At 71.3% G+C, this 15,394-nt stretch carries 15 protein-coding genes; 13 read left to right on the forward strand and 2 right to left on the reverse strand.

Annotation, left to right across the window (positions count from 1 at the left end):
• Positions 1-30: 30 nt before the first annotated feature.
• Positions 31-555, reverse strand: coding sequence for a hypothetical protein (locus OG867_RS08605; protein ID WP_328902376.1), 525 nt, complete (start codon positions 553-555; stop codon positions 31-33).
• 520 nt (positions 556-1,075) lie between these two features.
• On the opposite strand from OG867_RS08605, the gene OG867_RS08610 reads away from it, so the two are divergent.
• From OG867_RS08610 to OG867_RS08620, 3 genes are all read left to right on the forward strand, one after another.
• Positions 1,076-1,333 (forward strand): ATP-binding protein, encoded by a 258-nt coding sequence (locus tag OG867_RS08610; protein WP_406284046.1) that lies wholly within the window; start codon positions 1,076-1,078, stop codon positions 1,331-1,333.
• Positions 1,330-1,908 carry an IS21-like element helper ATPase IstB gene (istB, locus tag OG867_RS08615; protein WP_406284048.1) on the forward strand — a complete coding sequence of 193 codons (579 nt, stop codon included), beginning with the start codon at positions 1,330-1,332 and terminating at the stop codon, positions 1,906-1,908. The genes OG867_RS08610 and istB overlap by 4 nt, the downstream gene beginning before the upstream one ends.
• A 103-nt stretch (positions 1,909-2,011) precedes the next feature.
• Positions 2,012-2,287 (forward strand): hypothetical protein, encoded by a 276-nt coding sequence (locus OG867_RS08620; protein ID WP_406284050.1) that lies wholly within the window; start codon positions 2,012-2,014, stop codon positions 2,285-2,287.
• Between the two features lie 559 nt (positions 2,288-2,846).
• On the opposite strand, the gene OG867_RS08625 is transcribed toward OG867_RS08620, so the two are convergent.
• Positions 2,847-3,386, reverse strand: a complete 540-nt coding sequence (locus OG867_RS08625) for a 2'-5' RNA ligase family protein (RefSeq protein ID WP_328902372.1) — start codon at positions 3,384-3,386, stop codon at positions 2,847-2,849.
• Positions 3,387-3,723: 337 nt separating this feature from the next.
• Here OG867_RS08625 and OG867_RS08630 point away from each other — a divergent pair, with 337 nt between their 5' ends.
• The 10 genes from OG867_RS08630 (at position 3,724) to OG867_RS08675 (ending at position 15,378) form a co-directional block, all read left to right on the forward strand.
• The gene (locus OG867_RS08630) at positions 3,724-4,302 is read left to right on the forward strand and encodes an isochorismatase family protein (RefSeq protein WP_406284052.1); all 579 of its coding nucleotides are present in this window, start codon (positions 3,724-3,726) and stop codon (positions 4,300-4,302) included.
• A 33-nt stretch (positions 4,303-4,335) separates the two neighbouring features.
• The gene (locus tag OG867_RS08635) at positions 4,336-4,938 is read left to right on the forward strand and encodes an RNA polymerase sigma factor (protein ID WP_406284054.1); all 603 of its coding nucleotides are present in this window, start codon (positions 4,336-4,338) and stop codon (positions 4,936-4,938) included.
• Positions 4,935-5,804, forward strand: coding sequence for a hypothetical protein (locus OG867_RS08640; RefSeq protein WP_328902369.1), 870 nt, complete (start codon positions 4,935-4,937; stop codon positions 5,802-5,804). The genes OG867_RS08635 and OG867_RS08640 overlap by 4 nt, the downstream gene beginning before the upstream one ends.
• A gap of 10 nt (positions 5,805-5,814) precedes the next feature.
• Entirely contained in the window at positions 5,815-6,597 is a 783-nt protein-coding gene (locus OG867_RS08645) for an ATP-binding cassette domain-containing protein (protein WP_406284056.1), read from the forward strand.
• A gap of 265 nt (positions 6,598-6,862) precedes the next feature.
• A complete protein-coding gene (locus OG867_RS08650; protein ID WP_406284058.1) occupies positions 6,863-7,885 on the forward strand; it encodes a hypothetical protein in 1,023 nt (340 codons plus the stop codon).
• Positions 7,882-8,484 (forward strand): hypothetical protein, encoded by a 603-nt coding sequence (locus tag OG867_RS08655; protein WP_406284060.1) that lies wholly within the window; start codon positions 7,882-7,884, stop codon positions 8,482-8,484. The genes OG867_RS08650 and OG867_RS08655 overlap by 4 nt, the downstream gene beginning before the upstream one ends.
• Before the next feature lie 95 nt (positions 8,485-8,579).
• On the forward strand, positions 8,580-9,272 hold the full coding sequence (locus tag OG867_RS08660; protein WP_406284061.1) for a spermidine synthase: 693 nt from the start codon (positions 8,580-8,582) through the stop codon (positions 9,270-9,272).
• Between the two features lie 234 nt (positions 9,273-9,506).
• Complete coding sequence (locus OG867_RS08665) at positions 9,507-10,244, forward strand: response regulator transcription factor (protein ID WP_073963975.1); 738 nt, start codon at positions 9,507-9,509, stop codon at positions 10,242-10,244.
• Positions 10,241-11,317 (forward strand): HAMP domain-containing sensor histidine kinase, encoded by a 1,077-nt coding sequence (locus OG867_RS08670; RefSeq protein WP_161212436.1) that lies wholly within the window; start codon positions 10,241-10,243, stop codon positions 11,315-11,317. The genes OG867_RS08665 and OG867_RS08670 overlap by 4 nt, the downstream gene beginning before the upstream one ends.
• Positions 11,318-11,574: 257 nt before the next feature.
• Positions 11,575-15,378, forward strand: a complete 3,804-nt coding sequence (locus tag OG867_RS08675) for a multifunctional oxoglutarate decarboxylase/oxoglutarate dehydrogenase thiamine pyrophosphate-binding subunit/dihydrolipoyllysine-residue succinyltransferase subunit (RefSeq protein WP_406284063.1) — start codon at positions 11,575-11,577, stop codon at positions 15,376-15,378.
• Positions 15,379-15,394 lie beyond the last annotated feature (16 nt).

Below are 15,394 nucleotides of genomic sequence, written 5' to 3' on the forward strand. Positions count from 1 at the left end.
CGGCAGCAGGGATGAAGTGACGCACTGTGGCTACCAGCCAGCCGCCTGAAGTACATGTGTGGCGATGTCCTGAACCGATCGGCCGTCTGTCGGGATACGGACCGTGCCCGGTGGAGCCGCCTCGTCCAGGAGCCGCGCTTTCTGCAGGCTCCGCTCGATGTGCGCGGGTAGCTGGGATCCGATTTCACGTTGGCCGAGCCGCTGCCGCACCGTGGCTTCTTCAGCTGTGAGCAGGACGCAAGTGACTCTGCTTGTCTGGCCGCCCATGGCCCGGCGGATCATCGGCTCTTCCAGGATGCTCACCGTGTTGGTGTAGAGCAGTCGATGATGGCCGAGTGCTGCGTAGTTCGACCAGATGGCGGCGATGTTCCGTTCGGTGATCGCGGTTCGGTGAGGATCACCTGCGGGGGCGGGATGGATCTGGTCCATGTAGTCCCCCTCGATCAGGCAGTGCGCCGTGCTCTTCTCCTGAAGTGCTGACGACGCCTCCCAGGCGACAGTCGTTTTTCCGACTCCGGCACCGCCACCGATGAGCAACAGTTCGTAAGCAGTCATGGCGTGTCAGCCTGGCAGAGTCCGGACCGCCAGATCCAACTGATTTGCGTAACCGCATCCCGACGCCCGAACGACAACCGCCCGACGCCGGGCGGAAATCGAGGTCGTCGCCCACACGAGTCCCGCCGTGGGCGTCAGGACGTGTGCGCGTGTCGAGCTGGCCAACGCATCGCGGGGCGGAAAGTCACCGGCCGACCTCCCGGTCTCGACCACGATGCGCACCGCGCCCTCACGGAACTCGGCGTCGTACGGCGGCTTCTTCTTGGACCCCATGAATCCCAACTTCCCCTGCAATCACGGGCTCCACGCTACGAGGGGATGGTCAGCCACCGGTCGTGATCGTCCCGCAAGCCACCGTCGCAGCCGAACCGGACACGGCGGAGCCGGCGGAACCGGTTCCCGGTTCCGCGCAGGTCATCACGCTGCCGCAGCGGCGTCCTGCCCTGCCGCCGGATTCCCGGCCCGAACCATCGCTGGCCGCCTACGGCCAGTTGCTCTCTATCCAACCGAAAGGCTCAGCATGACGCAGAGCACCACCTCCGCCCCTGCGACCTCGGGGCGGTGGGGTTCCTTCGGCCTGCCCGGCCAGCGCGGGGCGACCCCGTCGGACACCATCGACGCGGCTTGCCGGACCTTGGGCCTGTCCGGGGTTCGCTCGCGATGGGAGGAGTTCGCCTCGCAGGCACTGCGCGAGCATGCCTCCTACGCGGACTTCCTCGCTGACTTGCTGGAGAGCGAGTGCGAGGACCGAGATGCCCGGTGCAAGGTCCGCCGGTGAAGGAGGCCAACTTCCCCCGGCAAAAGCGGATCGAGGACTTCGACTTCTCGAAGAACCCGAACATCCCGCAGGAAGTCATCAACACCCTTACGCAGCCCGACTGGGTCCAGGCCGGCAACCCGCTCTGCCTGATCGGTGACTCCGGCACCGGCAAGTCGCACCTGCTGATCGGCCTCGGCACGGCAATCGCGGAGGCCGGCGGCCGCGTCCGCTACACGACCGCGGCGAACCTGGTGAACGAACTGGCCGAGGCCGCCAGCGACAAGCAACTGGGACGCACGATCAAGAAGTACGGGCGGGTCGACCTGCTCTGCCTGGACGAGCTCGGCTACGTCAAGCTCGACCGTCACGGCGCGGAACTGCTGTTCCAGATCTTCACCGAGCGCGAGGAACGACATGCGATCGCCGTCGCATCGAACCGGCCGTTCACCGAGTGGGACCAGACCTTCACCGACAAGCGTCTCTGCCAGGCGATCGTCGACCGGCTCACCTTCGAGGCCCACATCATCGAGACCGGCACCCAGTCCTTCCGCCTCGCCAGCACCACCGCCAAGCGCAAGGCGGCGGCAACCTGAGAACCTGCTGGCCGGGGGCAAAGACTCGCACCTTCGCCCCCGAGCCTCGGCCTTCACGAACACGCGGCTGCATCGCCGAATGCTCCACGACTACGCTGACGTCATGTCACCGTCAGACTGGACACGGCTCACCGAAGCGCGGGGTCGGCGCCGACTGAGAATAATTTGCAGCCACGTCATCAGGCGCCCTGTCCTGATCATCACCCTCGCAGGGCTGGCTTTCCTCATCAACAGATTCGGCAAAGACTTCCCCGTGCTCTACGGCATGACCCCCTTGGGCGCCGTGCTGATCTTCAGGAGCATGGGTCGCTACCGCGTGGCCGATCCGGCTGACGAAAGCGGCGATAAGCCCGAGGCTGAGGACACAACGGCCAACTGACTGACATCGGTCCCCTGCTGACAAATTCTGCGAGCCTCTTGCCCACGGGCGGGCTCCGTGGGGCACACGCTACCGGCCGCGGACCACGGGCCGCCACTGCACCACTCCGCCCAGGACACCCGGTAAACGTCACCCGATCGAGGGTGGGGCCAGCACAACCCGTTCTTCCCGCAGCCCTCCCGCACCGTTCCCCCACACGGCTCAAAAGTGGGGCCAAAACAACTCGGCGGAGTGGGGCCAAAACTGCCCGGCGAAAACACGCGTACTCACCGGCTCGGATCCAGGGCGTCATCCCGCCCCTCCACAGGACCCAGGCCAAGCGGCACGAAAACAGCGCGCTCTGGTTCAGCCGCAACCGCAAAGCCGGCCCCACCCTGCTCCGCCACAACCACGTCAGACCCGTCATCAACCGCAAGTGGGCCCCGGACTACGAACGAGTCGAAGGCGCCATCTGGCACAGCAAACGAACCGACCAGCAGGTCCGCGACCAGACAGCGCGCGAACGGGCGGCTGGTCCGCAGCTCGCTGGGCAGCGGACCAGCCAAAGCTCATGACCTGTTCAATCTCGGAGCGCGAAGGACGCTCGTTCTTGCCACTTCGTGCCGTCATGCACCATGAGTTCAACCGACGAGACGCGGGACGTGAAGGGGAGCCTGCCGAGGAGGTCTGCCTCGATCTCCTCCAGGACGGCAGCTTCCTGGCCTTGAGCGATGGTCAGGTGGGGCACGATCTCGGTGAACCGGCCGCCATACGGCGGAGCCTCAGGCCACCGATCGGCAATCGCCTCAGTGAGCTGCCGCAACCGCGTGTCGGGTTCTGGAACGAGATACAGCACCTCCGGGAGCCGTCCACATCGGTCGAACCTCACGTCAAAGGCCCGATGGCTTCCCAGCACGTCCGCGAGAGCTGAGTAGACGAGCGAATCTATTCGGCTCTCGTCGAGGAACGGGAAGAGCACGGTGACATGTGCTGGAACCCCGGCTCGGGCTGAAGGATCGAGCCGTTCACGCCACGCGCGGACGGCCGGCTCGGCCTCCGGGATCCTGACGATGAGTCCCGTTTGCCCCGCCTGAAACGTACTGGTGCTGTCGTCTGCCATGCCACGGCATGGTGTCACCTCCCTGGCACACGGCACGGCCCATTTTCGGATGCAGAGCACAGCCGCTCTGCAAAGCAGGTCGGTGGGCGGGGCAATCGAAGACAACGGAGCGTTACAGGTCGCGGTCGCGCAAGATGCAAAGTTGTTCTGACCAAACGGACCGCGCTTGCGCAACTCGACTCTTCACCCCGCAGCTCACCGCACCTGCCCTCCGCAAAGTCACATCGGATCGGACAGTTCACGCTGAGGCGGGCGCTCCGGGCCGCTCCGGGGGCGTTGTCCGTGACGCCTGTCACGATGCGTGGAGCGCCGGTGCCGCGCCGGACAGGATGGCCGCATGACCGAGACCCCTCTCCCCGTACAGGCCCTGATCGTCGTGGACGTGCAGAAGGACGGGGTGACCGGCGCGGGGGCCGTCCCGGCCGCCGATGTGCTGCTGGACCGTACGGCGGGGCTGCTGGCGCGGGCCCGGCGGGCGGGCGCGGTCGTCGTCCACCTCCAGAACGACGGCGCCCCCGGGGCGGGCGACGAGCCGGCCACACCGGGCTGGGCGCTGCATCTGCCCGTCGTGGCCGGGCTCCGGGAGTCCGTGATCCGCAAGACCCGGGACGACGGCTTCGCGGGCACGTCCCTGGGCGCCGTCCTGACGGACGCGGGCGTCGAGGCGCTGGCGGTCTGCGGGGTCATGTCGGAGATGTGCGTCCAGGCGACGGCCCGCACCGCCCTGGAGCTGGGCTACCGGGTCGTCCTCCCGTACGACGCCCACGCCACGCACGACGTCCCGGCCGCGCCCGGGATCAGCGGGGCGGTGCCCGCCGCCGTCGTCTCCCGGGCCGCCGCCTGGGCGATCAGCGCGGACGCGGACGTGACCACGCCCGCCTCTGCCGTACGGTTCGCGGCGCCGCCGGGGGCGTGAACCGGGCGGCACCCCGCCGCCGATAGAGGGAGTGTGAGCAACTTGCGCCCCTCGGGGGACGACCGGAGCGACGAGGCGCTGCTGCGTGCCGTCGGCCAGGGGGACACGGCCGCCCTGGCCGCGTTCTACGACCGGCACGCCGGCTGGCTCCTCGCCCGGCTGAGCCGCCGCTGCCCGGACGCGGAGACCGTACGGGAGGTCGTGCAGGACACCTTCGTGACGGTCTGGCGCTCCGCCTCCGCGCACCGGGGCGCGGAGGCGGGCGGCTGGCTCTGGGTGATCGCCGCCCGCCGCCTGGTCGACGCCCAGCGCACCCGGGCCAGGACGGAGCGCGCGACGGCGGCCGGACAGGCGGGCGACACCCACTGGGCCGCCCCCGCACCGTCCGCCGAGGACCGCGTCCTGGCCGGCCTGGAGTACGGGGACGTGGGCGCCGCGCTCGACCGGATCTCCCCCGAACTCCGGGAGGTCCTGCGGGCGACCGTGGTCGACGGCCTCACCACCAGGGAGGCCGCCCGGCTGCTCGGCATACCCGAGGGCACGGTCAAGACCCGGGCCATGCGGGCCCGCCGCGAACTGCGCGCCGCCCTCGACCGGCTGGTCGCGGAGAACGGCCCCCTGGGAGGCACGGCATGACGACCTGGCACGTGACGGACGATCTGGTCCTGCGGTACGCGGAGGGCACGGCCCCGGAGACGGACTCCTGGTCCCTGGAGAAACACGTCGAATCCTGCACGGAGTGCGCTGTGCGGGTGTCGGCCGCGGTACGCGACCGGGGCGCCGAAGCGGCGACGCTGGCCGCGATCCGGGCGGCGGTGCTGGCGGAGGCGGTGGCTCCGGTACCGGCGGCGGGGCACCGCGCGCCCGGCGGCCACCGCGCAGGACGCGTGCTCTGGGCCGCCGGGCCCGCCCTGCGGGGGCCCTGGGTGGGGGCGTTGGCGCTCGTGGTGTGCGCGGCCGTCGCGCTCGCGTACGGGGGCGGGCTCGGTGGTTCCGTGCGGGCCTTGCTGCTGCTCGTCGCGCCCGTGCTGCCGCTCGCCGGGGTCGGGGTCTCGTACGGGCGCTCCGGCGACCCCCTGCACGAGATCATCGCCACCTCCCCCGGCGGCGGGCTGCGGCTGCTGCTGACCAGGACGGCCGCGGTGCTCGGCGTGACCGTCCCGGTGCTCGCCCTGGCCTGGGCAGTGCTGCCCGCCTCGGCCGGCGGCCCGGGACCCCTGGCCTGGCTGCTGCCCGGGCTCGCCCTGACACTCGCGGCCCTGGGTATCGGCTCGTACGTCGGCTGCCGCACCGCGGCCCTCGTCGTCGCGGCGGGCTGGGCGGCCGCCGTCACCGTACCGGCGCTCGACACGTCCCCGTCCGCACTGCTCGACGGAACGCCGACGGCGCTCCGCTACGTCGCGGGGCTCCCCGCACAGGGCGCGTGGGCGGCGGCGGCCGTGCTCGGCGCGGCGCTGCTCGTCCTGCGCCGCCGATCCTTCGACCACCTGGAGACGTCATGAGCGTGATCGCGTGAACAGCACCGTCAAGGTGTCCGGGCTGACGGTGCGGCACCGCCGCAGGACCGCCCTGGACGCCGTCGATCTCGCCTTCGGGCCCGGAGTGCACGGGCTCCTGGGCCCCAACGGGGCGGGCAAGACCTCGCTGATCCGGGTCCTGTCCACGGCCGCCGCTCCGGACGCCGGGCGGGTCGAGCTGCTGGGCGCCGACGTGGGGGCGGCGTCCGACCACCGGGCCCGGGCGGAGGTCCGGCGCAGGCTGGGCTATCTGCCGCAGGAGTTCGGCCACTACGCCGGGTTCACCGTCCGCGAGTTCGTCGCCTATGTGGCGTGGCTCAAGGAGATGGACGGGGCGCGGGCGGCAGCCGCCGTGGAGCGCGCGGTGGACCGCGTGGGGCTCGCCGACCGGATCGACTCCCGGATGAAGACGCTGTCCGGCGGCATGGTCCGGCGCGTCGGCATCGCCCAGGCGATCGTCAACGAGCCGGAGCTGCTGCTCCTGGACGAGCCGACCGCCGGGCTCGACCCGGAACAGCGGGTCGAGTTCCGGGCCCTGATGCGGGACCTGGGGAAGGACGCGACGGTCATCCTCTCCACGCACCTGGTCGAGGACGTGGTGACGGCCTGCGAGGACGTGACGCTGATCGAGGCGGGCCGCGTCGCGTACCGGGGGACGACGCAGGAGCTGGCGGCCCTCGGCGAGGACGACGAGCCGGACGCGCTGCACGGCAGCCCGATCGAGCGGGGCTACACGACGGCCCTGCGCTCCCACCGGGCGACGGCGGGTACCCGATGACCGTCACCGGAACTCCCGTACGGCGAAAGGCCCCGGGCCCCGCGCTGCGGGCCGAGGCGCGGCGCGGCACAGGCCCGTGGACCGGGCTGTCCACGGCGCTCATGCTCGGCGTGACCATGGCCGCGAAGGCCGACGACTGGCAGGGCGACTGGATCGAGACCCAGAGTCTCCTGCACTCCGGCGCCACCCTGCTCGCCGGCCCGCTGGTGGCCGCGGCGGCCTGCTGGCAGGGCGCCCGCGACCACCGGCGCTCCACCGATGAGCTGTGGCGCTCGACGCCGCGTGCCCGGTGGCGACGGATGGCCGTGCCGCGCTGGCGCTCGCGCTGTGGGCGGTCGCCGGGTACGTGGTCGCGCTGGCCGGGGCCTTGGCTGCCACCTGGCCGTACGCGGGCGGCGGGGGCCCGCTCCTCTCCCTCGTCGTCGTGGACGCTACCGTCCTGGCGGCCGTGGCGCTGCTCGGGTTCGCCGTCGGCGTGCTGTGCCGGTGGCGGCTGGCCGCGCCCGTGCTCGCGGCGTTGATGTACCTGGTGCTCGGGGTGCCCAGTTACTCGGAGTCCTCGGCGCGGTACCTCGACCCGGCCGTGAACATCGCGCTGGACAACAGCCTCCCCGTGTGGTGGTTCGCCCCCGCCATGGTGGCCTGGACCGGCGGACTCGCGGCCTCCGCGCTCACCGCCGTCGCGGCCCGGCGCCGGCTCGCCGCCCTCGTGCCGCTCGCCGTGGCGGCCGCCGTCGCCCCGCTGATCGTGTCCACGGGCGACGGCATGTTCCGGGCCGACCCGGCGGCCCGTCACCTCGCGTGTACGGAGGGGACCCCCGGGTTCTGCCTGAGCGGGCGCCAGGAGCACCTGTTGCCCCAGGTCGCCGAAGCGCTGTCGGAGCTGACCGGGCAGCTGGAGGGGGTGCCCGGCGCACCGAAGCGTTACGTCGCCCGGCTGCCTTTGCAAGGCCCGGACGAGGCGTGGATGCCGCCGCCCAACCCCGGCTGGTACCTCCTGCGCGGGCGGCTCCAGCACACGGAGGACTTCGCCTGGCAGGTGGCGGCCAACATGACGAGGCGGGACTGCCCGGATCGCCACTCCGAGGACACCAGCGGCCGTCGGGTGGGCGAGACGGACAGCGCTGTTGCGACCTGGCTCGCCCCCGCCGGTCTGGCCCCCGGCGCGGAGAAGTCCCCCGAGCTCCACCGCCTCGAAGCCATGCCCGACGCCGAGCGCCGCGCCTGGCTCGGCCGCTACATGACCACCCGCACCAGCTGCGACCCCTCGGAGGTGCCGGCCCTGTGAACCTCCCCGTCCTCTACCTCCGCTCCCGCGCCCTCCCCCGTACCGCAGCCGCCGTGGCCTGCACGGCCCTGCTCGCGGCCTGGGCGGCGTACTGGATCCAGGCGCAGCCGACCTTCGACCACAGCGCCCGCGTCCCCGTCCTGGTCCTGGCCCCGCTGCTGGTGTCGTCGGCCATCGGGACGAGCCTGTACGCCGCCGCCGACGAGCTCGACCGGACGGCGGTCCGGCGCTGGTGGCCCCGCCGGCTGGCGCACCTGCTCGCGCTCACCGTCCCGGCCGCCGCGGCCCTCGCGCTGGCCGTGCCCGGGCACCCGGAGGCGTTCGGCGCGCCCGGCATGGTGCGCAACGTCCTCGGCGCGACCGGGATCACCGCCGCCGCGGCCGCCCTGATCGGGGCCCGGCTCAGCTGGCTGCCGGTCACCGTGTACGTCGGCGCGGTCTATCTGGCCGCGCCGCGCACCCCGGGCGGAGCCGCCTCCGTGTGGGCCTGGCCGATGCAGCCGGGGCCGCAGGTGTGGGCGTGGGCCGTCGCGGCGGCGGCGTTCGCGGCGGGCGCCGCGCTGTACGCCGTACGCGGGGCGCGCGGCGAACGCGGGTGACCGAGGCAGTCCCTCGTACGAACTCGCTGGCACGCGCCCGCCACGGCGCGACAGGATGGCCGGAACAGCCGCCCCGGCCACCGGAGATCAGCGCCATGCCCCACACGTTCGGCCCCGACGCCGACGCCCCCGTCACCCTGGACCGCCGCGAGGGACCGTACGGGGAGGTCGTCCTGCGCCGGCGCGGGGAGGACTTCGAGATCATCGCCAACGGGTGCTTCCTGATGGACACCTCCGACGGGCGCTCCGAGCGGCTGCTGATCGACGCCGCGCTCGCCGCGCTCCCGGCCGGCCGCACCGCGCCCGCGGTGCTCATCGGGGGGCTCGGCGTCGGGTTCTCACTCGCCCGGGCCGCCGCCGAGCCCCGCTGGGGCCGGATCGCGGTCGCCGAGCGGGAGGAGGCGATCGTGGACTGGCACCGGCAGGGGCCGCTGGACCGGATCTCGGGGCCCGCGCTCGCCGACCCCCGTACGAAGATCCTGACGACCGACCTCGTCGCGTATCTGCGTACGACTACCGACCGTTACGACGCACTGTGCCTGGACATCGACAACGGGCCGGACTGGACGGTCACCGAGGACAACAACGACCTCTACTCCCCCGCCGGTCTCGCCGACTGCCGGGCGCGGCTCAACCCGGGCGGGGTTCTCGCCGTCTGGTCCGCGCAACCGTCCGCCGCATTCGACCAGGCCCTACGGGATGCCGGGTTTCAGGGGGTACGGGCGGAAGAAGTGGGCGTTGCCCGAGGTGTGCCGGACGTGGTCCATCTCGCAATCCGGGGCGAGTGAGATCCCCCCGGCGGGTATCGGAAGCCCCGGATGCCCGGGGGCCCGGGCCCGGAACGGCGTCACCCGACCCCGTGCGAAGGTCCCTCACTGCGGTCCGGCCTTGCACCCTGCGTAGCCGAAAAGCCTCCGCTGCCTCTACGCTGCTGACCGGTAGCGGGATCACCCACGAAATTCACGAACGAAAACCGTACGTCCGGGGGAATGGCCTCCGTGAGAACGGGCAGGGGCGGGGCGATGGAACAGACACACACCACCCACAGCGGCGTCGCGGCCACCCCGGGCGCACAGCGCCGGGTGCTGGTGGTCGAGGACGACGCCACGATCGTCGATGCCATTTCCGCCCGGCTGCGGGCGGAGGGCTTTCTCGTGCAGACCGCGCTCGACGGCCCGGCCGCCGTGGACGCGGCCGAGGCATGGCAGCCGGACCTGATGGTGCTCGACATCATGCTGCCCGGCTTCGACGGCCTGGAGGTCTGCCGCCGAGTCCAGGCCCAGCGGCCGGTGCCGGTGCTGATGCTGACCGCGCGCGACGACGAGACGGACATGCTCGTCGGGCTCGGGGTCGGCGCCGACGACTACATGACCAAGCCGTTCTCGATGCGTGAGCTGGCCGCCCGGGTGCACGTGCTGCTGCGCCGGGTGGAGCGGGCCGCGCTGGCCGCGGTGACGCCGCGCAGCGGCATACTCCGCCTCGGCGAGCTGGAGATCGACCACGCACAGCGCCGGGTGCGGGTCCGCGCCGACGACGTGCACCTGACCCCGACCGAGTTCGACCTGCTGGTCTGCCTGGCCAACACCCCGCGCGCGGTGCTCTCCCGGGAGCAGCTGCTCGCCGAGGTGTGGGACTGGGCGGACGCCTCGGGCACCCGGACGGTCGACAGCCACATCAAGGCGCTGCGCCGGAAGATCGGCGCGGAGCGCATCCGTACCGTGCACGGCGTCGGTTACGCGCTGGAGACCCCCGCGCCATGACCTCGCCCGGACCGGGGCTGCGGCCGTTCTCGATCAAGGCCAAGCTGGGCACCCTGGTGGTGGTCTCGGTGTTCATCACCACCGGGCTGATCATGGTGGCCTTCCGTACGCGGACCGAGCTGCGGTTCATCACCGTGTTCTCGGTCATCGCGACGCTGCTGATCACCCAGTTCGTGGCGCACGGCCTGACCGCGCCGCTGGACGAGATGCGCGCGGTGGCCCGGTCGATCTCGCACGGCGACTACACGCGGCGGGTCAACGGCGCGGGCCGGCGCGACGAGCTCGGCGACCTGGCGCAGACCATCAATCTGATGGCCGACGACCTGGCGGCCGTGGACCGGCACCGCAAGGAGCTGGTGGCGAATGTCTCGCACGAGCTGCGCACGCCCATCGCGGCGCTGAGAGCCGTCCTGGAGAACGTCGTGGACGGAGTGTCCTCGGCCGATCCGGAGACGATGCGGACCGCGCTGAAACAGACGGAGCGCCTGGGCCGCCTGGTGGAGACACTGCTCGACCTGTCCCGCCTGGACAACGGCGTCGTCACGCTGAAGGCCAACCGCTTCGAGGTGTGGCCCTATCTGTCCGGGGTGCTGAAGGAGGCGAACCTCGCCGCCGCGCACCGCCGGCTCTCCTCCGGGTCCGGCAACCACTCCCGTACGGACGTCCATCTGCACCTGGACGTGTCGCCGCCGGAACTGACCGCGCACGCGGACGCGGAGCGGCTGCACCAGGTGGTGGCCAATCTCATCGACAACGCCGTCAAGCACAGCCCGCCGCACGGCCGGGTCACGGTGCTGGCCCGGCGCGGCCCGCAGCCGGAGTCCCTGCACCTGGAGGTGGTGGACGAGGGCCCGGGCATTCCGGAGTCCGAGCGCCACCGGGTCTTCGAGCGGTTCAACCGGGGCGAGGTGGCCTCGCCGCACGGCCCGGGCAGCGACGGCGGTACGGGGCTCGGCCTCGCCATCGCCCGTTGGGCGGTCGATCTCCACGGCGGCCGGATCGGAGTGGCCGAATCTGCTCGCGGCTGCCGGATCCGCGTCACTCTTCCGGGGATTCCGCAACCGCGAGGTTGACATAGGGTTCGAACCGGAAGGCCGCGTTCTACGTGTTCCGGTAACGGGATACGGTCGAGGGGGCCGCTGCGGCGGCCTCGCGTACCCGGAGCGAAGCGGAACCATGCTTGTTTCCCGCCATTTCCAGTGCCGAAACCCGGCTTCCGATGTGACTTGCACGACGAAGACCTCCCCGGCCTGCAAGGAACGGCCACGGAGGCGTAGCCTTGATTCCCGCTGTCCATCACCTTGCGAAGCGGAAGAGGGCGGTCACCGCCGTGTCGTCTCAGTCCCCCAGTAACTCGAGCATCTCGACCGACCAGGCCGGCCCGGGCACCAACCCGGCCGCGGCATTCGGCGCCAATGAGTGGCTCGTCGACGAGATCTACCAGCAGTACCTCCAGGACCCCAATTCGGTCGATCGTGCCTGGTGGGACTTCTTCGCCGACTACAAGCCGGGCAAGACCGGCACGGCGGACAAGACCGGCGCCGCAGCCGCGGGGGCTGCAGCGCCCGCGGCCCCGGCCGCCCCCACCACCGCACCGGCGGCCCCGGCCGCTCCGGCGCAGCCCGCCGCCCAGGCCCCTGCGGCGCCCGCCGCCCCGGCCCAGGCCGCGCCCGCCGCGCCCAAGGCTCCGGCGAAGGCCGCCCCGGCTCCGGCCGCGAAGGCCCCCGCCGCGAAGGCCAAGGCCGCCGCGGACACCGAGGCGCCGGCCGGACCGGAGTACGTGACGCTGCGCGGCCCGTCCGCCGCGGTCGCGAAGAACATGAACGCCTCGCTGGAGCTGCCCACGGCCACGTCCGTGCGCGCCGTCCCGGTGAAGCTGCTCTTCGACAACCGCATCGTCATCAACAACCACCTCAAGCGCGCCCGCGGCGGGAAGATCTCCTTCACGCACCTCATCGGGTACGCGATGGTGCAGGCGCTCAAGGCCATGCCGGCCATGAACCACTCCTTCGCGGAGAAGGACGGCAAGCCGACCCTGGTCAAGCCCGAGCACGTCAACCTCGGCCTCGCCATCGACCTGGTGAAGCCGAACGGCGACCGCCAGCTGGTCGTCGCGGCCATCAAGAAGGCCGAGACGCTCAACTTCTTCGAGTTCTGGCAGGCGTACGAGGACATCGTCCGGCGCGCCCGCAACGGCAAGCTCGGCATGGACGACTTCACCGGCGTCACCGCCTCGCTGACCAACCCCGGCGGCATCGGCACCGTCCACTCGGTGCCCCGCCTGATGCCCGGACAGGGCCTCATCATGGGCGTCGGCGCGATGGACTACCCGGCGGAGTTCCAGGGCACCTCGCAGGACACCCTGAACAAGCTGGGCATCTCCAAGGTCATGACCCTGACCTCGACGTACGACCACCGGGTCATCCAGGGTGCCGCGTCGGGCGAGTTCCTGCGCATCCTCTCCCAGCTGCTGCTCGGCGAGAACGAGTTCTACGACGAGATCTTCAAGGCGCTGCGCATCCCCTACGAGCCGGTCCGCTGGCTCAAGGACATCGACGCCTCGCACGACGACGACGTCACCAAGGCCGCGCGGGTCTTCGAGCTGATCCACTCCTACCGGGTCCGGGGCCACGTCATGGCCGACACCGACCCGCTGGAGTACCACCAGCGCAAGCACCCCGACCTGGACATCACCGAGCACGGCCTCACCCTGTGGGACCTGGAGCGGGACTTCGCGGTCGGCGGCTTCGCCGGCAAGTCGATGATGAAGCTCCGCGACATCCTCGGCGTCCTGCGTGAGTCGTACTGCCGCACCACCGGCATCGAGTTCATGCACATCCAGGACCCGAAGCAGCGCAAGTGGCTCCAGGACCGGGTGGAGCGTCCGCGCCCCAAGCCGGAGCGCGAGGAGCAGCTGCGCATCCTGCGCCGCCTCAACGCCGCCGAGGCGTTCGAGACGTTCCTGCAGACCAAGTACGTCGGCCAGAAGCGGTTCTCGCTGGAGGGCGGCGAGTCCGTCATCCCGCTGCTCGACGCGGTCATCGACTCCGCCGCCGAGGCCCGCCTGGACGAGGTCGTCATCGGCATGGCCCACCGCGGCCGCCTGAACGTCCTGGCGAACATCGTGGGCAAGTCGTACGCCCAGATCTTCCGCGAGTTCGAGGGCAACCTCGACCCGCGCTCGATGCACGGCTCGGGCGACGTGAAGTACCACCTGGGCGCCGAGGGCACCTTCACGGGCCTGGACGGCGAGCAGATCAAGGTCTCGCTGGCCGCCAACCCCTCGCACCTGGAGGCGGTCGACCCGGTCCTTGAGGGCATCGCCCGCGCCAAGCAGGACATCATCAACAAGGGCGGCACGGACTTCACCGTCCTGCCGATCGCCCTGCACGGCGACGCGGCCTTCGCGGGCCAGGGCGTCGTCGCCGAGACGCTCAACATGTCGCAGCTGCGCGGCTACCGCACCGGCGGCACCGTGCACGTGGTGATCAACAACCAGGTCGGCTTCACCGCCGCCCCGGAGTCCTCGCGCTCCTCGATGTACGCCACCGACGTGGCGCGCATGATCGAGGCGCCGATCATCCACGTCAACGGCGACGACCCCGAGGCCGTCGTCCGGGTCGCCCGGCTCGCCTTCGAGTTCCGCCAGGCGTTCAACAAGGACGTCGTGATCGACCTCATCTGCTACCGCCGCCGCGGTCACAACGAGGGCGACAACCCGGAGTTCACCAACCCGCAGATGTACACCCTGATCGACAAGAAGCGCTCGGTGCGCAAGCTCTACACCGAGTCCCTCATCGGTCGCGGCGACATCACCCTGGAAGAGGCGGAGCAGGCGCTCCAGGACTTCCAGGGCCAGCTGGAGAAGGTCTTCGCCGAGGTCCGCGAGGCCACCTCGCAGCCCGCGCAGCCGCACGTCTCCGACCCGCAGGCCCACTTCCCGGTCGCCGTGAACACCGCGGTCTCCGCCGAGGTCGTCAAGCGGATCGCCGAGTCGCAGGTCAACATCCCCGAGTCGATCACCGTGCACCCGCGCCTGATGCCGCAGATGCAGCGCCGTGCCGCCTCGGTGGAGAACGGCACGATCGACTGGGGCATGGGCGAGACCCTGGCCATCGGTTCGCTGCTGATGGAGGGCACCCCGGTCCGGCTCGCCGGCCAGGACAGCCGCCGCGGCACCTTCGGCCAGCGCCACGCGGTGCTGGTCGACCAGGTCACGGGCGAGGACTACACCCCGCTCCTCTACCTGACGGACGAGCAGGCCCGTTACAACGTCTACGACTCGCTCCTCAGCGAGTACGCGGCGATGGGCTTCGAGTACGGCTACTCGCTGGCCCGCCCGGAGTCGCTGGTCATCTGGGAGGCCCAGTTCGGTGACTTCGTCAACGGCGCGCAGACCGTCGTGGACGAGTTCATCTCCTCGGCCGAGCAGAAGTGGGGCCAGACCTCCGGCGTCACGCTGCTCCTGCCGCACGGCTACGAGGGCCAGGGCCCGGACCACTCGTCCGCCCGCCCGGAGCGCTTCCTCCAGATGTGCGCGCAGGACAACATGACGGTCGCGATGCCGACCCTGCCGTCGAACTACTTCCACCTCCTGCGGTGGCAGGTGCACAACCCGCACCACAAGCCGCTGATCGTCTTCACCCCGAAGTCGATGCTCCGCCTCAAGGCGGCGGCGTCGAAGGCGGAGGAGTTCACCACCGGCGGCTTCCGCCCGGTCATCGGCGACGACACGGTCGAGCCGAGCGCGGTCCGCAAGGTCGTCTTCTGTGCCGGCAAGGTGTTCTACGACCTTGAGGCGGAACGTCAGAAGCGTGGCGACACGGAGACCGCGATCATCCGGCTGGAGCGCCTGTACCCGCTGCCGGGTGCCGAGCTCCAGGCCGAGATCGCCAAGTACCCGAACGCCGAGAAGTACCTGTGGGCCCAGGAGGAGCCGGCCAACCAGGGTGCCTGGCCGTTCATCGCCCTGAACCTGATCGACCACCTGGACCTGGCCGTCGGCGCGGACGTCCCGCACGGCGAGCGCCTGCGCCGCATCTCGCGGCCGCGCGGCTCGTCCCCGGCGGTCGGCTCGGCCAAGCGCCACCAGGCGGAGCAGGCCCAGCTGGTCGACGAGGTCTTCGAAGCCTGACCGGCTGCCCGTACGC

It is taken from the genome of Streptomyces sp. NBC_00209, from assembly GCF_045206345.1.
GTDB lineage: Bacteria > Actinomycetota > Actinomycetes > Streptomycetales > Streptomycetaceae > Streptomyces.

Bases quoted from the DNA above. Each gene is read 5' to 3' on its own strand.
- OG867_RS08630 (WP_406284052.1), top strand. From the start codon at position 3,724: ATGACCGAGACCCCTCTCCCCGTACAGGCCCTGATCGTCGTGGACGTG.
- OG867_RS08620 (WP_406284050.1), top strand. From the start codon at position 2,012: ATGTCACCGTCAGACTGGACACGGCTCACCGAAGCGCGGGGTCGGCGC.
- OG867_RS08660 (WP_406284061.1), top strand. From the start codon at position 8,580: ATGCCCCACACGTTCGGCCCCGACGCCGACGCCCCCGTCACCCTGGAC.
- OG867_RS08640 (WP_328902369.1), top strand. From the start codon at position 4,935: ATGACGACCTGGCACGTGACGGACGATCTGGTCCTGCGGTACGCGGAG.
- OG867_RS08665 (WP_073963975.1), top strand. From the start codon at position 9,507: ATGGAACAGACACACACCACCCACAGCGGCGTCGCGGCCACCCCGGGC.
- OG867_RS08605 (WP_328902376.1), bottom strand. From the start codon at position 555: ATGACTGCTTACGAACTGTTGCTCATCGGTGGCGGTGCCGGAGTCGGA.
- OG867_RS08610 (WP_406284046.1), top strand. From the start codon at position 1,076: ATGACGCAGAGCACCACCTCCGCCCCTGCGACCTCGGGGCGGTGGGGT.
- OG867_RS08670 (WP_161212436.1), top strand. From the start codon at position 10,241: ATGACCTCGCCCGGACCGGGGCTGCGGCCGTTCTCGATCAAGGCCAAG.
- OG867_RS08625 (WP_328902372.1), bottom strand. From the start codon at position 3,386: ATGGCAGACGACAGCACCAGTACGTTTCAGGCGGGGCAAACGGGACTC.